We start from the raw sequence: 19455 nt of genomic DNA, 5'->3' as shown, positions 1-19455 counted from the left end.
GATTGCTCTCGCAATTAGCCTAAGGGTTGGGCTTTGCGATCGCGCGCAACGTGTGGAAAATTAGAGCAGCCTTATAGGTCAGAAAACCAAGGATGATTGGCAACAGTTCAAGTTGCTGAACTCGAGCACCAATGAGAAAAATGGCTACAAAAAGTGCTAGCCGAGTTTTACTCAATTGCTGTTTGCCATTACCCAGGGTAGCGACATCTTTGGCCAGCATTCGCAGGTATACAATGCCCACCAGCGCTCCCAGCAAATAGCTCAGGGCAGTGTTGAGACTGTAGGTGGCCCAAACAGACAGAAAAATCACCAGGGATACAACCAAGGAGCCGATTAATAGCTCCCGTTGGAGTTTGTAGTATTCCTCCATGGCTGCGCCGTTTTCGGAAGTGCCCTCGATCGCTTCGGGAGAAACTTCCGGCATGGCGGTGACTGGTTCGACCGTTGGAGAGTCCATCGGTTGCAAACTCCTGGCTGTTGAATGCTGGCCCGGCGGCCCTAAGCCAGGTGCGATTGTACCACGCAGGTGTTGCGCGTTTTTCACGGGAAATGGGCGAGGTTGCTGGGGGGAGCTATTTTGACTGCGCCCGGATTTAGCGGGTGGTTGGCTAGGGATTGAATTAGCGTTGGGGAGTCAGCAATAACAGGCGCTGATCAAGCAACGATCGCACGTTTTCGAGGGTGAAGCCCGGCTGCTGGCTTAGGAGTTGGGCGATCGACTGGGGTTGGTCAGCGGTTTCATTGGCGGCCACGGCACTGAGAAACTGGAAAGTGGCATCGTCCAAGCTGACAATCCGATAGTCCTGATTAAATAGACAACGGCTGGGCCAGCCATCCATACAGGGATTCAGGCTCGGCAGGGCCGCGGCCAGGGCGCTGGAGTCTTCCCAGGTGAGACGATTGACCGGCGGGCAACCTAACCAAAACTCGTAGTGGGTAGCTCCTTCGGGATCCAGCGATTCCACCAGGCGATAGCGCTGTCGATCGCTCAAGCCCTCGGCTCGCGCCATCAGCTCTGGATTGCTGCCCAAGAGGCGATCGAGCTGCCAGTAATCAGGGTTGGAAAAGCCCAGGAACTCCAGACCCGAGGCCTCAATTAATTCAAAGAGGGTATCGATGTTGTAGTCCACTTCCTGGGGATGGACATACATGTCTGCGAAACACTCATCCCGCTGGTTTTCCATCGACCAGCGCTCCTGTTCCCGCCGCACCAACCGATTGGTTTCGGGTAAGGCCGCAAATAGCGATCGTCCAATCTGAACACCATCACGATAGGGATTGGAATCTGCCGGGCCCGTGGGGCTTTCACGGAGCAGGCGGATCGCTCGCTGCATCAACTGGATTTCCCAACGACCCAGTTCCCCGTAAACGAAAATGTGCATGAGGCCACCGGGAGCTAGCTTGGCGGCCAGGGATTGAATGCCTCGCACCGGATCGGGCAGGTGGTGCAACACGCCAACGCAGTTGATCCAATCAAATTTGCCGGAAATTTCCTGGGCATCGTAAAGGCTGAGGTGTCGGAATTCTACGCGATCGCCTCCGCGAACCCGATCGCCCGTCCGCCGACACCGTTCCCGAGCCACGCCCAACGCCTCTGAACTCAGGTCGATCGCCGTGATCTTGGTTTCCGGGTTCAAGTGCATTAAATATTCAGTGCCCACACCCGTGCCGCAGCCCGCATCCAAAATTCGAATATCAGTGCGTTCCGCCTTTCTGCCCGTGCAAAACTGATGCGCCGCTTGCCAATTCCAGCGCCAGTTATAGCCCGGCGGGGGTTCATCCAACAGGGGTTCTGGCGGAAACGGATAGGTATCGTAGAGCTTTTGGACGGCGGCGAGGGTTTGGGCGGTGCGCTGTGCTTCCATCGGAATTGAATAGGGGGTTGATTGGGTTGATTGTTTATATAGGAATTGCTGAAAAGAGGCTGAAACGAGGACTCGCAAGGGTGATCACCGCGATCGAGTCTATCGCACCCCCTGCCCTTCCAATGCCTGCGATCGCCCGCCTGAGAAGCATACACACTTCTTAACAAAGGCCGCCCCACGCACAGAATCGTTTTAGTCTAATGGGTGGATTCACAACCATATTGAGTTGAGATCGTCCCTTCCATGTTCGCCGACAGCCGTTGAGGGTTGCCAGCGTCGAGCCAACCTGAGGCTAAGGGCTAAAGGTTCTGTCCAATGTCACAGAACCCGGTACGGTCGTTCACCTGACTTAGAAAAGGACCATTAGAATCTCATGAGCGTTAAAGCAAGTGGTGGAAGCTCGGTTGCCCGTCCGCAGCTCTACAGCACTGTTCCCGTATCTAAAATTTCCCAAGCAGAACAACAAGATCGCTACCTAGCCCCAGCGGAACTCAGCGAACTTAAAACTTTCTTTAGCTCCGGTGCTCAACGACTGGCCATTGCTCAAGTCCTGACGGTTAACGCCGAAATCATCGTCTCGCGAGCAGCCAACAAGATCTTTACCGGTGGTTCGCCCCTGGCTTTCTTGGAAAAGCCGCCAACGGATGAACCGGTAATGGCCACCACCACCAACCCCGTAGCCAAGACGGTGCAGGAAGGCATGACCTTCGGCACCGTCACCTACGTGGAAGCCAAGAGCAGCGGCGGTGGCCTGTTCAGTGGTCTGCGCGACTTTTTCTTGACCCCCTCCGCGCCCATTCCCGCTGGCTTCCGGCCCATTAGTGTTGCCCGCTATGGCCCCCGGAACATGCAAAAGTCCCTGCGGGACATGAGCTGGTTTCTGCGCTATGTGACCTACGCGATCGTGGCCGGTGACCCGACGATCATCGCCGTGAACACCCGTGGTCTGCGCGAAATCATCGAAAACGCCTGTTCCACGGCCGCCACGATCGTGGCGATCGAGGGCATGAAGCAAGCGGCCCTCACCTACTTCCGCGATGATGCCAACGCCACGGAAATCGTCAAGCAATACTTTGACGTATTGCTAACGGAGTTCAAGGCCCCCACACCGTCCAACAAGGTGCGTCAGCGGCCTTCGGCGGATCAACAGGGTCTGGCCCTGCCGCAAATCTACGCCAACGCCGCTGAAAAGCGCGTTAAGTACGCGATGAAGCCCGGCCTGTCGGCCACCGAAAAGAACGATGCGGTGAAAGCGGCCTATCGCCAAGTGTTTGAGCGCGACATCACCCGCGCTTACTCCTTGGGAATTTCTGACCTGGAATCCAAGGTCAAAAACGGCGAAATTTCCATGAAGGAATTCATCCGCCGTTTGGCCAAGTCGCCCCTGTACCGCAAGCAGTTCTTTGAGCCGTTCATCAACAGCCGTGCTCTGGAACTTGCTTTCCGTCACATTCTGGGTCGTGGCCCTTCGTCCCGCGAAGAAGTGCAAAAGTACTTCTCGATCGTCTCGAGTGGCGGCTTGGCGGCCCTGGTCGATGCCCTGGTCGATTCGCAAGAATACGCGGATTACTTTGGCGAAGAAACCGTGCCTTACCTGCGTGGTCTGGGTCAAGAAGCCCAAGAGTGCCGCAACTGGGGCCCGCAGATCGACCTGTTCAACTACAGCGCCCCCTTCCGCAAGGTTCCCCAATTCATCACCACCTTTGGGGACTATGTGCAACCCCTGCGCGATCAGCATCCCTACGGGGTTGGTAATGATCCGCTGGAAATTCAGTTTGGGGCAATTTTCCCGAAAGAAACCCGCAATCCCAAGAACCGACCTGCGCCCTTTGGCAAGGATACCCGCCGGATTCTGATCAAGCGTGGTGCCGGGATTGAGAACCAACTGAGCAACCCGGGTGCAGTGGGCAAGGCTCCTGGCTCGATGGGGCCCAAGGTGTTCAAGCTGGATCAGTTGCCCGGGATTGGCAAGTCGGTGAAGACCGCCAGCATTCGCTTCTCGGAAAGCACCACCCAAGCCGTCATCCGCGCTGCCTACCTGCAAGTGTTTGGCCGCGATGTGTATGAAGGCCAGCGCCTGACGGTGGCGGAAATCAAGCTGGAAAACGGCAACATCACGGTCAAGGAATTCATTCGTCAGTTGGCCAAGTCGGATTTGTTCCGCAAGACCTACTGGAGTTCGTTGTACGTGATGAAGGCGGTGGAATATATTCACCGTCGCCTGTTGGGTCGCCCCACCTACGGTCGCAACGAAACCAACAAGTACTTCGACATTTGTGCCAAGCAAGGGTTCTATGCCTTGATTGATGCAATTCTCGATACGGCGGAATATGCGGAAGCCTTTGGGGAAGATACGGTTCCCTACGAACGCTATCTGACGGCGGGTGGCCAAGCCCTGCGCACGACTCGTCCGGGTAACTTGGGCTTCAAGGGCGTGCTGACCAAGCCGGAACCGGAAGCACCGCGCTTTGTGGAGCTGGGACAACCGCTCTCGATCCGTACGGAAGGGGATGCGAGCAACCGCGCTGGCCAAGGGGTGAGCCGTCGTCGCGAGCAAACCAAGACCTTCAAGCTGACGACCACGACCGACAAGGTGGCCCTGAAAACGGCGATCGCGGCGGCCTATCGTCAGGTCTTTGAGCGCGACTTGGATCCTTACATCGTGCGGGCTGAGTTCACGGCGCTGGAAAGCAAGCTGGGCAATGGCGAAATCACGATGAAGGAATTCATCGAGTCATTGGGCGGCTCTCGCTTGTACACCAAGGAATTCTATGCCCCCTATCCGAACACGAAGGTGATCGAACTGGGTCTGAAGCATTTCTTGGGTCGGGCACCGCTGAACCAGGTGGAAATCCGCAAGTACAACCAAATTCTGGCGACGGAAGGTCTGAAGGGTTTTGTGTCGGCCATGCTGAACACGCCGGAATATGCGGAGTGCTTCGGTGAGGATACGGTTCCCTATCGCCGGTTCCCGACGCTGCCAGCGGCGAACTTCCCGAACACCAACCGGTTGTATGACCAACTGACCAAACAGAACAGCGATGTGGTGGTGCCGAGCTTTGTGCCGGCAACGCCCCTGAGCCGTGCCTAAAGCGCGGATTCTGTGGGTCTTTTCTGACAGGTGATTCTGTTGAATTTGAGGTTGTGAATGCTCCTACATTCGATCGCTCGCTGAGGCTGGGCGATCGGGTGTAGGCTTCTCAATTTCAAGCCTGATTGGATGGTTGCCGATCGACTCAGACCAATTAAACATACCTTTTAAGCCAGTTTTTCAAGACTGCTGAAAACAAGGGGCCTTCGCTCCTTGTTTTTGCGTTTTTGGCACTGTTGATGGTCGCTATGGTAATGACTGTTCAAATGACTGATAAGCATAGCTCGCCTAGAGTCCGTTCTTTGTGATACCAATCATCATCCTATTCAAGATAAAATTACTACCGACTTCATAACTTAAACAACCCGTCATTCAAAAGATTTGAAGCCAGGGTGCATCAATGGCTATTTCATTTAGCGGTTCCTATAGTCAGAACTTCGACACTCTCAATTCGAGTGGTTCTAACAGTAGGCTAGATTGGACTAATAACACTACGCTGCTCGGCTGGTATTTGTTTCGCCAGCCCGCTCCTGGCCAAGATTTAGAATCTTATCGATCGAGCCGAGGCAACGACAACACAGGCAATTTCTATAGCTTTGGCATCAATGAAGAGAGCGATCGAGCCTTAGGCGGCATTGGCTCAGGCGGTACATATTTCGGGAGTCCTGCCAGCGGAAACATTGCCGGATGGATCGCGTTTGCGGCCAAAAACACCACTGGCACGATGATTAATCATCTCACAATTTCCTTTGCGGGTGAACAGTGGCGAAATGGGGGAAACGCCACTGCGCAAACCATGGTGTTGGAATATGGCTTTGGTAGCAGTTTCACAACCGTTCCAACCTGGACAGCGCCGGGCAGTGGATTCAATTGGACTTCGCCCGTTGCCACTGAAACGGCTGGCATGGTTGACGGGAATGTTGCAGGGCGGGTTGCGGGCGTTGGAGGCGCACTGTCCGGCTTGAGCTGGGCCCACAATGACACCCTCTGGCTTCGTTGGGTGGAGCGAAATGACACGGGGGATGATCATGGTTTGGCGATCGATGACTTCTCCCTCACCGGCACACCCAACCCCACCGTCAATCTCTCGGTCAGCCACAACAAAGGAACCGAAACCGATCGAACCGTCATCACCGTTACGGCCACCGCTTCCCGGGCCGTTGTCAGTGACCAAACCATTGAATTCCAAGTCAGCGGGGCAAACATCACCCCGGAAGACTATCAGCTCAGCCAACCCCAAATCAGCATCACCAACGGCAACACAACCGGCTCCGTCACCTTCACGGTGATGGATGACGCGATGGTGGAAGGAACCGAAACTGCCACCATTACCCTGAAAGCAACGACCAGTGGCTTGACCCCCGGCAGCAGCCTGGTACAAACGATCGAGATTGAAGATAACGACGGGGCCATCAGCTCCCCCAGTCCCCTGAGTCCGGCTGGTGGTTTGGCTCCGGCTCCTGTTGCTCCAGTTTTTGTGGCTCCGGCCCCGATCGCCCCCAGCCCAGAACTTCTCCCCAGCAGCCCGATCGCCCCACCGCCGCCCCTGCCGCCTCGACTGATCGTGACTCTCGATCGGGGCGGGCCAATCATCCTTGACGACACCACCGCCCCCATACAGCTCACCCAACCCTCAGCAACCACAGACAGCGCAGCCCGGCCCCAACAGGTGATCAGCATCACCAACATTGGCTCAGAACCCCTGAAGCTCTTGGATTTGCAACTCCCCAAGGGCTTTTCCATTTTGGAACCCCTGCCGCCCGTTGTTCTGCCCAGCACCACCCTCCCAGTAACTTTGGCACTCACGGAGCAACCGGGAACCTATGACGGGCGCGTTGTGCTGCGCACCAACGGCGAACCGGCAATCTATGATTTCCCGGTTGCTGGACAGGTTCCCCCCAGCCTCAGTTCTTTCCCGATCGGGGACAGCGGTTATGGGTGTCAACCGCCCTTGCTGATGCCCGATCGCACCCAAACTGGTTCCGATCGCGCAGATATCCTGTGGGGCAATGCCGAAAGCAACCAACTCTTGGGGCTAGGTGACTCTGACTGGCTATGGGGTGGCGCAGCAACCGATTGGCTGGCGGGCGGTGACGGGAACGACACGCTCTTTGGCAACCAACAGGCGGATACCCTCTGCGGCGGAACTGGTAACGATCTGCTCTTTGGCGGTCGGGGAGCGGATCTGCTGTTTGGCAACGATGGCGATGATCTGCTCAGCGGCGATCGGGGCGAAGACACCCTGATCGGCGGCACAGGAAGCGATCGCTTTGTGATTGGTGAAGGCACTGATACGATTCTCGATTTTGAAGTCGGCATCGATCGCCTCGTTTTGCCCTTGGGTGTGGGTTTCGACTCTTTGAACCTGACGGTGAGCAATGGCTTTTTAAACCTCAGCAATGGCACAACACTGCTCGCCAAGATCGCCAACCTCGCACCCAACCAACTGACCGCAGCAGACCTCGCTCCGGCTTAGGTTCGTTTTGAATCATCACAAGCGGACAATTTGCAATCATCTTCTCCGTAGAATTCCTGAAACCTACGGAGAAGACCTCTGATTGTTGAACAACCGAAACCAGGCGAAGATCAAACCCCAATCCTAGACAGGCACTTCGTCTGAGCTGGCTTTGTACAATCTTGCTTATCATCCATCCCCCAACAATCAAACTTTAATTGAATGATTTCATTTAAGTACCTTTTTGAGATCAACCAAATATCTACTTTATAAAACTAAATCTATTTATCTAGAAATCAAGCTTTTTTTCGACCAAATTGAGCTTTTCTTTAAACTTAACATCTAACCAATTAGAACTTGATCTTGTTTTTTGCCTGAAAATCGACTTTCTTCGAACTTTTTCAAGTTTTTTGATCCGTAAATCGATGCAAGTTGATTGTATATAAAAGAACTTTCTTAGACAACTCATCAAGCTTGAGATCTAGTCTTGACTCTTCCTAGGAGTTAATTTATACAAGACTGGGAAGGAATTATCTCTCTCGCTTGCTGGATATCTCGGCACTCTTGGTCAGAATTGTCACTAATACGATCTGTTCTGATGAAACTTGGGGTGATCTACGTTGACTGATGCCAAAGATTTAGTGATCTGCCTGGCTGATCACAACATCACCCAGTTTTTGCCAAACGTAGTCCAAATCATTTTCCAGCACTAAACAACTACAGACCATTTCTCTGGCATGTCACCAAATATTGTCAACGGCCCTAGCAATTCTCCTGATGCAATTGGGCCAACAAGTAACAGCGACGACTTTACCAATAAATCTTTCCAAGTTAGTGCAACTCTATCGCCGGGAAGCACCATCAACCCAGGAGCAGTTTCCTTCACTAACACGGTTAAGAATACAGGTACTTCTGCAGCCTATATTTCTTTACGACCTTCTGCACCAGCCAACTTGACTGACTTGCCCAGCAGTACGATCGTAACCATTTCCTATGGCTCTGCATCTGCTATCTACACATACAATGGCACAGTTTTTAACTATACAAGCGGCAGCGGCATTGTAAACGGTAACCCAGTAGGTTCATTTAACCCCGTTCAAATTGGGCCATTAGCCGTCAACGCAACTGCTGACTATACAGTCAGTATTGATCTGCCCGCCAGTACACCTCTTTCAACGGATACCAACATTGAGCGGGGTTTTCCTGTGCCCATCACGGCATTCATTGATGCCAATGGTAACGGCGAAGCAGACGATTCGGTAAAAAACGATACGATTAACCGTCTCTATACTGGATTTCTTCAGCAGCTAAAACAATCGCGGATCTTGCAGGGAACTGGGCCAACTGTTCAAGGAACTGATGGAACTCTCTCGACATCCCCCAAGCAACCTGCACCAGGCAATATTATTGAGTACGTTGTGCAGTACAAAAACATTTCTGACAGCCAAGTCGGAAGCGGGAATGTGATTTTGACTGCCAGTAATGTAGTCATTACTGAAGATGGGATTCAAAATAATTGGGCAAAAGATAACGATGGCGATGCTGTAATTGATACTAAGCATGTGCTTGGTTCGGTACAGACAACAAGCGGAACAATTCAATATTTTAGTGGCAGTCTTGCTAATAATCTTTTGGGTGGTGAACAAAGTGGCAATACGGCCACTGGCGATGTCACTAAGTATGCAAACACTTTAACTGGAACGGTCTCGCCAGGAAGTTCGGGAACATTTACGTTCCAGCGGCAAGTTAATCAGACAACAGTTGGTCAGGGGATTAATAACATTGCCAGTGCAACTTATGAAGATGTAAACAATCCCAGTGTACCGATCAAGAACACTTCTAACCAAGTAAGTGCAACCATTAGTTCTGTTGTACCTACAGTCAATCTCTCCGTCAGCCCCGCCTCTGGTTCTGAAGCCGCCGCCACCGCCATCACCGTCACCGCCACCGCCAGTGCGGCGGTCAGTGGCGCACAGACCGTCACCCTCGGCGTGACCGGTACGGGCATCACCACCGGGGACTACAACCTCAGCAACACCACAATCACCATCCCCAACGGGGCAACCACTGGCTCCGTCACCTTCACCGTCTTCGATGATGCCTTGGTCGAGGGCACTGAAACCGCCACCCTCACCATTTCTGGCCCCAGCAGCGGCATTCAGCTTGGTTCTACCACCACCGCGAACGTCACCATCACCGACAACGACGCGCCACCCGCAACTCCCACTCCTGCGCCGGGGCCCGCTCCTACCCCCGCTCCTGCGCCCGCGCCCAGCAGCCCGATCGTGGCGGCTCCCCCGGCTCCGGCTTACTTCTCCATCAACCTCGGCAACAACGGCCCCACCCTGCTCAACGCCACGGATGTTCCCGTCCGCTTCGGGGCTAACCAAGATAGCGGCAATCCCTTCCAAACCCTGACGATCACCAGCCTCAGCCCCAATTCCCTCAAAATTCTGGGTCTCGAACTGCCCAACGGCTTCAGCTTGGTTGGCCCGCTACCAGAAGTGGTGCTACCGGGTCAGGCAGTTCCCATCACCCTCAGGCTCAGTGGCAAAGCAGGCGACTACTCAGGACAGTTTGTTCTCAAAACCAACGGCGACCCCCAATCCTATCGCCTCCCGCTCGTTGGCAAACTGCTCGTTGATTCCACGCCGCTTTCGGATCGGACACTGCCCGTTTGTCCTTGCGATACGTTGACGGATCCCACCATTCCCCAGTCCATCTCTCCCAAAACTGGCTCTGAGGGCAATGATTCCTTGGCCGGAACTCCCAACAGTGACCATCTCTTGGGGCTGGCGGGCAATGACTTGATCAGCGGCAAACAGGGCACGGATTATCTCTTTGGTGGCGAAGGGGATGATTTCCTGTTTGGCGGTCGGGACTCCGATTGGCTCAATGGTGAGGTGGGTAATGATTTCCTCTCGGGCGACCTGGGCGCAGATACAGTGTTGGGCGGTGCGGGTAATGACGTGATCTTTGGCGATCGCAGTACGCCCGGGGAAACGGCAGAGTCAGGCGCGGATCTGCTCTGTGGCGGTGACGGAAACGACACACTTTTTGGCAACCAACAGGCGGATACCCTCTGCGGCGGAACTGGTAACGATCTGCTCTTTGGCGGTCGGGGAGCGGATCTCCTGTTTGGCAGCGATGGCGATGATTTGCTCAGCGGCGATCGGGGCGAAGACACCCTAATCGGCGGCACAGGGAGCGATCGCTTTGTGATTGGTGAAGGCACTGAGACGATTCTCGATTTTGAAGATGGAATCGATCGGCTCGTTTTGCCCACCGGACTCAGTTTTGGATCCCTCAGCCTGACCGTGAGCGATGGCTTTTTGAACCTCAGCAACGGCACAACGCTGCTGGCCAAGATCGCCAACCTCACACCCAACCAACTGACCGCAGCCGATCTCGCTCCAGCTTTGGTCTAGGTTTGCTGGATGATTGGGCGTTCAGTGGTTGACTGATTTCTGTTGGCTGATTTCTATAGATTTGCCCGATCGAGAATGGTGGCCAGGGCCTGAGGATCGATTTCCAAGTCATCTCGATAGGCTTGGGCCTGGGCCATCCAATCCCCGATCGGCAAAGGTGGCAACGTTTCGCGCCCCAACAGGGCCCAATAGTTCAAATGGCTACAGTTGGCCACTAACCAAAAGAAATTCGCCACATAACGCGGTGGAAATAGCTCAATTACCGTTGTGCCCGGTTCGGCGTAGGCCAAATTGGTCAAACCTGCGCCATGGGGAGCCACAATGGCACGGGCCCGCTGGAACAGGGCGGCTTGGTGACCCAGACTGAGACCATCGAGATCCACCGCCTGAAACCCCCGCTGGGTCAACAGGGGCAAAATTTCCGCTTCGTTTAAAAACCGGCGATGCTGCACATTGTTGCGCCTTGTGATGTAGAGCCGATCGGGACAGTGGGCCGGATCGATCGCCGTGGCCAGCGGTAAAAATTCCCGTCGCAAAAAGTCGCGGGTCTGGGGAGTGAAAGTGTTGTCGGAAATGGGAGTACAGCGGCCCAAGGGCGGCAAGGCCAAGAGCCGATCGGCTTGCAGGTGGGGATGACAATCGCTCGAAACGACGCGATCGGGGTTGATGCCCAAGCGCTCCAGGGTGGCGAATTGAAAGGGATAGTCGAGGCGATCGAACACCCACCAATCGATCGCCGATCGCTCAAACCCCGCCTCCGCCAACCAAGCCAACCGGGGCAAACAGTCCACCATCCAATGCCAATAGTTGGGCCGAAACCGCACAGACAAAAAGGCCGCCGTGCCCGACAGTTTCCGAACAGGCGGTGGCTGGCTCACCGCCTGCAAAGGCGCAATCCCCGAAGACAGTTCCTGAATAACTTGATGATCGGCCGTGGTGATGCAGATCCCCAACTGGGAAATTTGGGCCCGCCCCTGGAGAATAGCCACCACTCCGGGGCGAGGCCAGGGCGGCAGTTGGGGGGCCGTGTCTGGAGCCAAGTGCGGATGCACAGGCCCCAACATACGGGCAGCTTTGAGGGGTGGGTAGGGGTCGATCGGCTCCAGCCAGCGGGTTTGTTCTGCGGGTAAATCGGCGGCGGAACACAACCGCAAGGGATAGTCTAACCGCGCAAATTCCTGGACGATCGCGGGGGGCAGTTGCCAGCGATCACAGTCGGCCGCTTCCCGATCGCGCCCCAATTCCCGCAGCAGCCGCGCCACCCGAAAACAGCAGGTGGCCCCGTTGCCATTGGCTTGGAGCGATCGCAAGTAGGCCCGAATCGCCATCGGGCGATCGCCCAGCCCTTCCGCCACTTGGGCCCCTTGCAGCCACAACCGCCAGTTAGCAGGAGCCAACTCCGCCGCCCGCCACAGGGCCATGGCTGCCGCCGGCCACCGTTGCAGTTGGGCCAGCACTTGGGCGAACTGCACGTATAAATCCGAGTCCTGGGGCCGATCGCAAATGGTCGATCGGAGCCGTTGCCGCATCAGTTCAGGGGCGATCGGCTCCGGGTTTTCGGCCACCGGGTTTTCGGCATCAGGCAACTCTGCCACCACTAGCAATCAATCCACCACTAGCAATCAATCCACCACTAGCAACCGATCCACCCCTGGCAACCCCTAATCGTCATCCTTCATCACTGCTTCTTGTTCCGCCAACTGCATCAACACCACCTGAGACGCTTGGGGATCCGATTTGCCAAGGGGTTGCCGTTGGATGTAGATCCCATCCGCCTGTAGTTCCCAAGCGTTGCGTGTGTCAGCCAGCATCACACCCAAAATGGCTTGCAATTCTTGCACCAAATCGGGATCCTCGATCGGGGTGACGGCCTCCACCCGCCGTGTCAAATTGCGGGGCATCCAATCGGCACTGCCAATATACAGCTCATCTTGGCCGCCATTGTGGAAATAGAAAATGCGGGAATGTTCCAAAAAGCGGCCCACAATGCTGACCACGCGGATGTGGTCGCTCAGGCCCGGCAAACCCGGCCGCAAACAACAAATTCCCCGCACAATCAAATCCACCTGCACCCCCGCTTGGGAGGCCTCATACAGCGCCCGAATTACCACCGGATCTACCAGGGCATTCATTTTGACCACAACCCGCCCCTGGTGACCTTGGCGGGCCCAGTCGCGCTCCCGTTGAATCAAGGCCACCATCCGATCGCGCATGTTCACCGGGGCCACCAACAGCTTGCGATAGGCGCGTTGGCGAGAATAACCCGTTAGGTAATTGAACAAATCGGTCAAGTCAGCTCCCAGCTCCGGCCGGCAACTGAGCAGCCCCACATCGGTGTAGAGCTTGGCGGTTTTGGGGTTGTAGTTTCCGGTTCCAATGTGGACATAGCGGCGCAGGCCCTCCGGCTCCTTGCGCACCACCAGCACAATTTTGGTGTGGGTTTTCAGTCCCACCAAGCCATAAACCACATGCACCCCGGCGCTTTCCAGCTTGCGGGCCCAGTTGATGTTGTTTTCTTCATCAAACCGCGCCTTGAGTTCCACCAACACCACCACCTGTTTGCCGTTTTCCGCCGCATCAATCAGGGCATGGACGATCGGGGAGTCGCCAGAGGTGCGATACAGGGTCATCTTGATCGTCAGCACGTTCGGATCGCGGGCTGCTTCCGTGATGAACCGCTGCACTGTGGCCGAAAAGGAGTGATAGGGATGGTGTAGCAGCAAGTCTTGGCGGCGAATTTCTGTGAAAAAGTCGCTGACTTCCTCTTCCTCTGGGGATTGCACATTTTCCGAAGGTTCCGGCAGGCGCTGCACCCGCTTAGGAATCACTGGGTTCCAGGACGGATCTTTCAAGTGAGGCAGGGGCAAGCCCAAAAAGGCCATGAAGTCCCGCAGCCCCAGCAGGCCGGTGACGGGATAGACGCTCTCGGCAGTAATTTCCAACTCTTCGAGCAGTCGATCGCTAATTTCCGTGGGCATGGTGTCCAGCACCTCTAGCCGCACCACGGAACCACCCAAGCGCCGCTTTCGCAATTCCTGTTCGATCGCCAGCAGCAGATCATCGGCCTCATCTTCCGCCACGGCGATGTCCGCGTTGCGGGTGACCCGAAAGGGCTGATATTCCAGGATATTCATGCCCGGAAACAGGCTTTCCAGGTTGTGAGCAATCACTTGCTCGATCGCCACGCAAACCCAAACCGGCTTACCGGGATTGGCCCCCACCCAATCGGCACTGAGGGTGGCCGGATCTAGGCTATCGGCCGCCAGGGGCAAAAACCGGGGCAAGCTTTCGGGAACCTTCACCCGCCCAAAGTGATCTTCCTGGGTTTCCGGATCCTGCACCACCACCGCCAGATTCAGGCTGAGGTTGGAAATATGAGGAAAGGGATGACCCGGATCAACTGCCAGGGGCGTGAGTACCGGGAAAATTTCCGCCTCAAAGAGCTGATGGAGATAGGCCCGCTGCTCTTGGTTCAGGTCAACGTAATCCAGCAGGTAAATGCCCTGTTCGGCCAGCAGGGGACGCAACACCTTGGCGTAGTGTTGATGTTGCTCGGCCACGATCGGGCGCAGGTGTTCAGCAATTTCAACCAGTTGCTGTTGGGGCGATCGCCCGTCGGGGGGCCGCTTGGCCACGCCCGCTTCCACCTGCTTTTTGAGGGCCGCCACGCGCACCATGAAAAATTCATCCAAGTTGGAGCTGAAGATCGCAGAGAACTTCAACCGCTCCAACAGGGGGTTGCGATCGTCCATAGACTCGTGCAGCACTCGCCGGTTGAACTGAATCCAACTCAGCTCCCGGTTGAAGTAGTACTGCGGATCGTGCAGGTCGATCGATTGCGATTCCGGTCGATCGGGATTTTCCGTGGTAGCTCGTTGCGCCCTAGTCATTACTCGTTGCCGCCTGGCCCATGAGGTCGAAACATTTCCTGTTCGCGACCGACCCACCATTCACCCAAATTCATCAAGTCTTGGTGAATGTCCGCTAGGGCTTGGGAATATTCCGCTGGCGAAAGGCGATCGCGCTGCTCTTCCAATTTGGCAAGGCGAAGCTGTACCAGCAACCAGGGTTTGTGGGAACTGTCGGTACCTTCGATGTAGCGGGCAATGGCTTGGCTAATCATGGGGATTGGGGGCGGACGCGCTCTCGACCGTAGCAAAAATGGCAGTTGCCTCAGCTTAACCTATCTTTAAAATTTGGTTAAAGCGCAATTTCCCAAAGCCGGAGCCAGGCGCTCCAGCCCCCAGCCTGCTGGCATTAAATGGAGTTTGATGGAGTTGAGAGACCCCATTTGAATTTGTTCAATTGGGCCCCCGTTTGGCTCTCTTTTAGCTTTCTATTTAGGTTTAAGGCGCGGTCTGAGGCGAGCTGGCCAACATTAGCAATCGCTCAGCCACGGGGCGATCGACCGGCGTAACGGAAAGGCGGTTTCCCCGTCGCAAAATCAGCAACTCATCGGCCGTGAATTGCGATCGCAACAATTCCAGAGGTAAGAACCGATCAAAGGTTTGCAAATGGGCCACCTCCACCGTGAACCAACGGGGGCGATCGGGACTGGCCTTGGGGTCAAAATACGGGCTATTGGGGTCAAACTGGGTTGGATCCACCACCTTGGCCACGGCCACCTGCGCCAGGCCCGCAATTCCCGGCGGCTCCGTGTTGGAGTGATAAAAAAACGCCCAATCTCCCGGCTGCATCGCTTGCAGAAAGTTACGCGCTTGATAGTTCCGCACGCCATCCCAAATGGTCTGTCGATCGCGCTCTAGGTGGGCGATCGAGTAAGTTATGGGTTCAGATTTAATCAGCCAGCAAGCGGCCGGCACAGGGGGCAAAGCCATAGGAAAACGAGCACAAGCAAAGCTCTGTGATTAAAACACAACTTAAAATCCCTAGCGACATCAACCTAAACATGCCCTAGAGCCGATCGAGCCATTCGGGATGCTCCTGCACCGCCTTCACCGCCGCCTTAATATCTTGGGTGCGATCCTTCGCCACAATCAGGGTCACATTCCCATCGCGCACCACCACCACATCCTCTAGGCCAATGGTGACCACCAACTCTTCGGGATCACTGCTGTAGACGATCGCCCCGGTTGTCTCCAAAGCCAAATGTTGAGCCAAATCCACATTAGCCCGATCGCCCTTTAACAGCCGCTCGATCGCATTCCAATCGCCCAAGTCATCCCAAGCAAAGGCCGCCGGAACAATGCAGGCGCGATCGGTCTTTTCCATCAGCGCATAGTCCACACTCAGCTTGGGAACCTTGCCATAGGCGGCCACCCCTTCCGCCCGCAGCGGTTCAATAATTTCCGGGGCGTGCCGTTCTAATTCCGCAATCACCGTCTTGGTCTGAAACACAAACATGCCGCTATTCCAGCTATAGCGACCGCTGGCGAGGAACTGTTCAGCCCGGGCGCGATCGGGCTTTTCCGTGAATCGACTGACGCGATAACCCGGCAGGCCCGCAAAGTCCCCCAAGGCCTCGCCCTGTTCGATGTAGCCATAGCCCGTGGCCGGCTGGGTTGGCGTAATGCCCAAGGTGACGATCACCCCCTCCGTGCGGGCCAAGGTCGCCGCCGCCGCCAGGGTTTGGGCAAACGCTTCCCCGTCCCCAATCCAGTGATCCGCCGGGAAAAAGCCCAACACCGCCTCATCACCATATTGCTTGGCCGCCTCCAGGGTTGCCCAAGCCAGGGCCGGGGCCGTGTCGCGCCCTTCCGGTTCGATCGCAAAATTTGCTGCCGGTAATTCTGGCAACTGTTCGCGGGCCGTGGCTTCCAGGTGCTGACCCGTCACAACCCAAACATGCTCCGCCGCCCCCGCCAACGGAATCAGGCGATCGATCGTGGCTTGCAACAAACTGCGGCCGCTGCCATCCAAGCAGAGAAACTGCTTGGGAAACTGACGGCGACTGAGGGGCCAAAACCGCTCACCCTTGCCACCGGCCAAGACGATCGGGATTAACTGGGGAGTTGAGGAAGCAACCATTTGTTCAAAGACCATCAAACTTAACTGGAAAACCAATGCGGAGACGGCGGGCCCCCAACCGGACACAAATTCAGGTGCAGACTCGCGATGAAAGCTCTAGGGGCAAACTCTAGGTGAAAACTCTAGGGGCAAAGCTCAACACAAACTTAACGATGGATGCGACCAATTCCCAGAATTGATAGAAATTTCGCAAGTTCCGCAAATTGCGCCAATTCAAAAAATTCTGCATATTCCGCACATTCCGAACGTTTCACGGATGCCTGCAAACTGGATTTCCCCAATTCTGGCTTGGCCCAAGGCGATCGGCACGGTTTTTACCGTTTCCACAGTTGCAACCGACAAGTGATCGACGCGCTCTCCACTCGCAGCGGGGCCACAAAACTGAGCCGCCAAAGGGCCCAATTCTGCACAAGGGCGCGATCGACCCCTTTGCTCCATCAGTTGGGAGTAAGCGACAATGATTGGGGAATCGGGCCCAACGCTTCCTCTCCCTGCCAGCTCTCCTCAACCAACCCCGCCGCTCCATTTTTTCCCTACTCCTGGCGGGCGATCGCCCTTAAGGTCTCCTGCCGCCAATCGCATTGTTCATCAACTTTTTGCTTTAATTTTGGTTGGTTTGCTTACCCTAGCCTTCTAGACAGGTCTTCGGGAGCGGCTCCTGATGGCTCTGATCAGGTCAGATATGGCTATTGGAGCAGTTAAATCAGTTAGATCTGTTGCATCCGTTCCCTTAAGCATCTGCTCACTCGGGCATCTGCTCGCTCGGGTGTTCGATCGAGTTCCTTTGGCAAGGATCATGACGAGGAAATAGACCAGTTAGTCTGGGTGCAACCGAATCCGCAGAATTTCAACGCTTGATCTCACGGTCTGGCCCCGCCGACTGAGTACCTGAGTACCCAAGACTGCATACCCAGGATTGACGATCGCCACCTGGGCATCACCACCTGGGCATCGGGGATACTGATAGGATTCACCGGATTTGTTGCATTCTTGGTTTGATTTGACGATTTCTAATTTTTGCGATCAGCCCAGCAGAAGAGCGCAGACGCTATGAGCGACCCGAATCTTGGCCGAGTGCTAGCCGACCGATATCGACTCGATGAGTTGATCGGGCGCGGTGCTATGGGTCGCGTTTACCGAGCCAAGCACATCCTGCTGGATGCGCCCGTGGCCGTGAAGTTTTTGTCTCAAACCTTGCTGAACCAGAAAATGCGCGATCGCTTCAAACGGGAAGCCCGCTCCTGTTTTCTGTTAGGGCAAAAAAGCAAGCACATTGTCCAGGTGTTGGACTACGGGGTCAGCGAAGATGAGGTTCCGTTCTATGTGATGGAATATCTCGAAGGTCGAGACCTGGGGGCGATCTTCAAGCGGGAAACCATGCCCCTGCCGCGTTTTCTCAATCTGGCCCATCAAATTTGCCTGGGACTTCAGGCGGCTCACCAGGGCATTTTGCTTGAGGATCGCCTCTGCCCGATCGTCCACCGAGACATCAAGCCCAGCAACCTGCTGGTGGTGCAAGATCCGGACATGGGTGAGTCGGTCAAGATTTTGGATTTTGGGATCGCCAAGCTCATGCAGGGGGATGCGGCCCAAACCAGCCACTTCATGGGAACCCTGGCCTACTCTTCACCGGAGCAGATGGAAGGCAAGGAGTTGGACGGCCGGGCTGATATCTATAGCCTGGGCGTGGTGATGTTTGAAATGCTCTCGGGGAAGATGCCCCTGCGGGCGGAAACCCATTCCTTTGGCAGTTGGTATAAGGTACACCGGGACAGCCCGCCCATGACCTTTGCGGAGGCGCGGCCGGGGCTGAAAGTGCCCAAGCCGCTGGAGTCACTGATTTTGCAATGCTTGGCGAAAAAGCCGGACGATCGCCCCGCGTCCGTGAGCGATATTTTGCAAGCCTTGGAGCCGATGGAACACCGCTACAGTCCCGGCCGGCTGATTAGTCGTCGCATTGAAAGCACACTCCAGCGGGCGACCTTGCCCGGAGCTTCCCTCGGCGGTGAGGGCGGGTCTGAATCGCGGGGTCGATCGAGCAATGCGGATCCTGATGTGCTCTGTCGGTTGCAGTCTTGGCCCAAGGGCAAACCGGTGGCGGAAATTGTGTTTCCTCACCTGCTGCCCACCAGTGGCGACCCGTTGGCAACGGTTTGGATTATGTTGCCGCGCCAAATGATTCGCGCCATCCAATCCAGCGAAGAGGGCAGCAGTTGCTACAGCCGGTTTATGGGCATGATGTCTCCCCATCCGATGGTGCTGTGGCTGACGGTGCTCTATATGTCGATCGGGGATGGCACGCGGCGGGCCAAATGGCTACCGTCCTATTTGGATTTGAAACAGCCCCGCAATTTGGAGTTGGCTCGGCAGTTGGCCAAGCAGAGCTGTTATCGGTTGCTGTTTTTTGCCCTTGAGGATCCCCACAGTTGCCAATATGTGGCCAAGATTCACCTAACGGCGGCCAATTGCCAAATGCTGCGTCAGTGGGCTGACCAAAGCTCACAGATGCCCGCAGCGGATCCGCAGGTGGGCAAGGCCTATCTGCGTAAGGAGTTGGATCGCGCCAAGCCCCAAATTTTGCAGCAAATTGAGCAGCGATTGCGTCGGTCTTGAGGGGCCAATCCACCC

10 protein-coding genes and 1 pseudogene are annotated in these 19455 nt (G+C 55.6%); 4 read left to right on the top strand and 7 right to left on the bottom strand.

The window, feature by feature from the left end; all coding sequences use genetic code 11:
- Positions 1–19: 19 nt before the first annotated feature.
- Together H6F46_RS14820 and H6F46_RS14815 are read right to left on the bottom strand one after the other, a co-directional pair.
- Positions 20–457 (bottom strand): ATP synthase subunit I, encoded by a 438-nt coding sequence (locus tag H6F46_RS14820; RefSeq protein ID WP_234406577.1) that lies wholly within the window; start codon positions 455–457, stop codon positions 20–22.
- Between the two features lie 163 nt (positions 458–620).
- Positions 621–1865 (bottom strand): bifunctional 2-polyprenyl-6-hydroxyphenol methylase/3-demethylubiquinol 3-O-methyltransferase UbiG, encoded by a 1245-nt coding sequence (locus tag H6F46_RS14815; protein WP_190355523.1) that lies wholly within the window; start codon positions 1863–1865, stop codon positions 621–623.
- 373 nt (positions 1866–2238) lie between these two features.
- Between H6F46_RS14815 and H6F46_RS14810 the strand changes: the two are divergent.
- From H6F46_RS14810 to H6F46_RS14800, 3 genes and pseudogenes are all read left to right on the top strand, one after another.
- Positions 2239–4941 (top strand): annotated as a pseudogene (locus tag H6F46_RS14810) (phycobilisome rod-core linker polypeptide); the annotation flags it as partial.
- Positions 4942–5356: 415 nt separating this feature from the next.
- Positions 5357–7432 carry a calcium-binding protein gene (locus tag H6F46_RS14805; protein ID WP_190355522.1) on the top strand — a complete coding sequence of 692 codons (2076 nt, stop codon included), beginning with the start codon at positions 5357–5359 and terminating at the stop codon, positions 7430–7432.
- Positions 7433–8616: 1184 nt separating this feature from the next.
- A complete protein-coding gene (locus H6F46_RS14800; RefSeq protein WP_190355521.1) occupies positions 8617–10839 on the top strand; it encodes a calcium-binding protein in 2223 nt (740 codons plus the stop codon).
- Between the two features lie 53 nt (positions 10840–10892).
- Here H6F46_RS14800 and H6F46_RS14795 read toward each other — a convergent pair whose 3' ends face one another.
- From H6F46_RS14795 to H6F46_RS14775, 5 genes are all read right to left on the bottom strand, one after another.
- Positions 10893–12434, bottom strand: a complete 1542-nt coding sequence (locus H6F46_RS14795; protein ID WP_190355520.1) for a glycosyltransferase family 61 protein — start codon at positions 12432–12434, stop codon at positions 10893–10895.
- A 66-nt stretch (positions 12435–12500) separates the two neighbouring features.
- Positions 12501–14729, bottom strand: a complete 2229-nt coding sequence (ppk1, locus tag H6F46_RS14790; protein WP_190355519.1) for a polyphosphate kinase 1 — start codon at positions 14727–14729, stop codon at positions 12501–12503.
- Positions 14729–14962 carry a hypothetical protein gene (locus H6F46_RS14785; RefSeq protein WP_099535054.1) on the bottom strand — a complete coding sequence of 78 codons (234 nt, stop codon included), beginning with the start codon at positions 14960–14962 and terminating at the stop codon, positions 14729–14731. Before H6F46_RS14785 ends, ppk1 begins: the two co-directional genes overlap by 1 nt.
- Before the next feature lie 223 nt (positions 14963–15185).
- Entirely contained in the window at positions 15186–15677 is a 492-nt protein-coding gene (locus H6F46_RS14780; RefSeq protein ID WP_190355518.1) for an EVE domain-containing protein, read from the bottom strand.
- A 76-nt stretch (positions 15678–15753) separates the two neighbouring features.
- Positions 15754–16827, bottom strand: a complete 1074-nt coding sequence (locus H6F46_RS14775) for a mannose-1-phosphate guanylyltransferase (RefSeq protein ID WP_190355517.1) — start codon at positions 16825–16827, stop codon at positions 15754–15756.
- A 1050-nt stretch (positions 16828–17877) separates the two neighbouring features.
- On the opposite strand from H6F46_RS14775, the gene H6F46_RS14770 reads away from it, so the two are divergent.
- On the top strand, positions 17878–19440 hold the full coding sequence (locus H6F46_RS14770) for a serine/threonine-protein kinase (RefSeq protein WP_099535051.1): 1563 nt from the start codon (positions 17878–17880) through the stop codon (positions 19438–19440).
- Positions 19441–19455: the final 15 nt, after the last annotated feature.

It is taken from the genome of Limnothrix sp. FACHB-1083 (assembly GCF_014696485.1).
Lineage (GTDB): Bacteria > Cyanobacteriota > Cyanobacteriia > CACIAM-69d > CACIAM-69d > CACIAM-69d.
This window is presented reverse-complemented; position numbering and strand designations above follow the sequence as displayed.

Excerpts from the sequence above, each read along its gene's own strand:
- H6F46_RS14820 (WP_234406577.1), bottom strand. The coding sequence starts at position 457 with ATGGACTCTCCAACGGTCGAACCAGTCACCGCCATGCCGGAAGTTTCT.
- H6F46_RS14815 (WP_190355523.1), bottom strand. The coding sequence starts at position 1,865 with ATGGAAGCACAGCGCACCGCCCAAACCCTCGCCGCCGTCCAAAAGCTC.
- H6F46_RS14805 (WP_190355522.1), top strand. The coding sequence starts at position 5,357 with ATGGCTATTTCATTTAGCGGTTCCTATAGTCAGAACTTCGACACTCTC.
- ppk1 (WP_190355519.1), bottom strand. The coding sequence starts at position 14,729 with ATGACTAGGGCGCAACGAGCTACCACGGAAAATCCCGATCGACCGGAA.
- H6F46_RS14785 (WP_099535054.1), bottom strand. The coding sequence starts at position 14,962 with ATGATTAGCCAAGCCATTGCCCGCTACATCGAAGGTACCGACAGTTCC.
- H6F46_RS14780 (WP_190355518.1), bottom strand. The coding sequence starts at position 15,677 with ATGGCTTTGCCCCCTGTGCCGGCCGCTTGCTGGCTGATTAAATCTGAA.
- H6F46_RS14775 (WP_190355517.1), bottom strand. The coding sequence starts at position 16,827 with ATGGTTGCTTCCTCAACTCCCCAGTTAATCCCGATCGTCTTGGCCGGT.
- H6F46_RS14770 (WP_099535051.1), top strand. The coding sequence starts at position 17,878 with ATGAGCGACCCGAATCTTGGCCGAGTGCTAGCCGACCGATATCGACTC.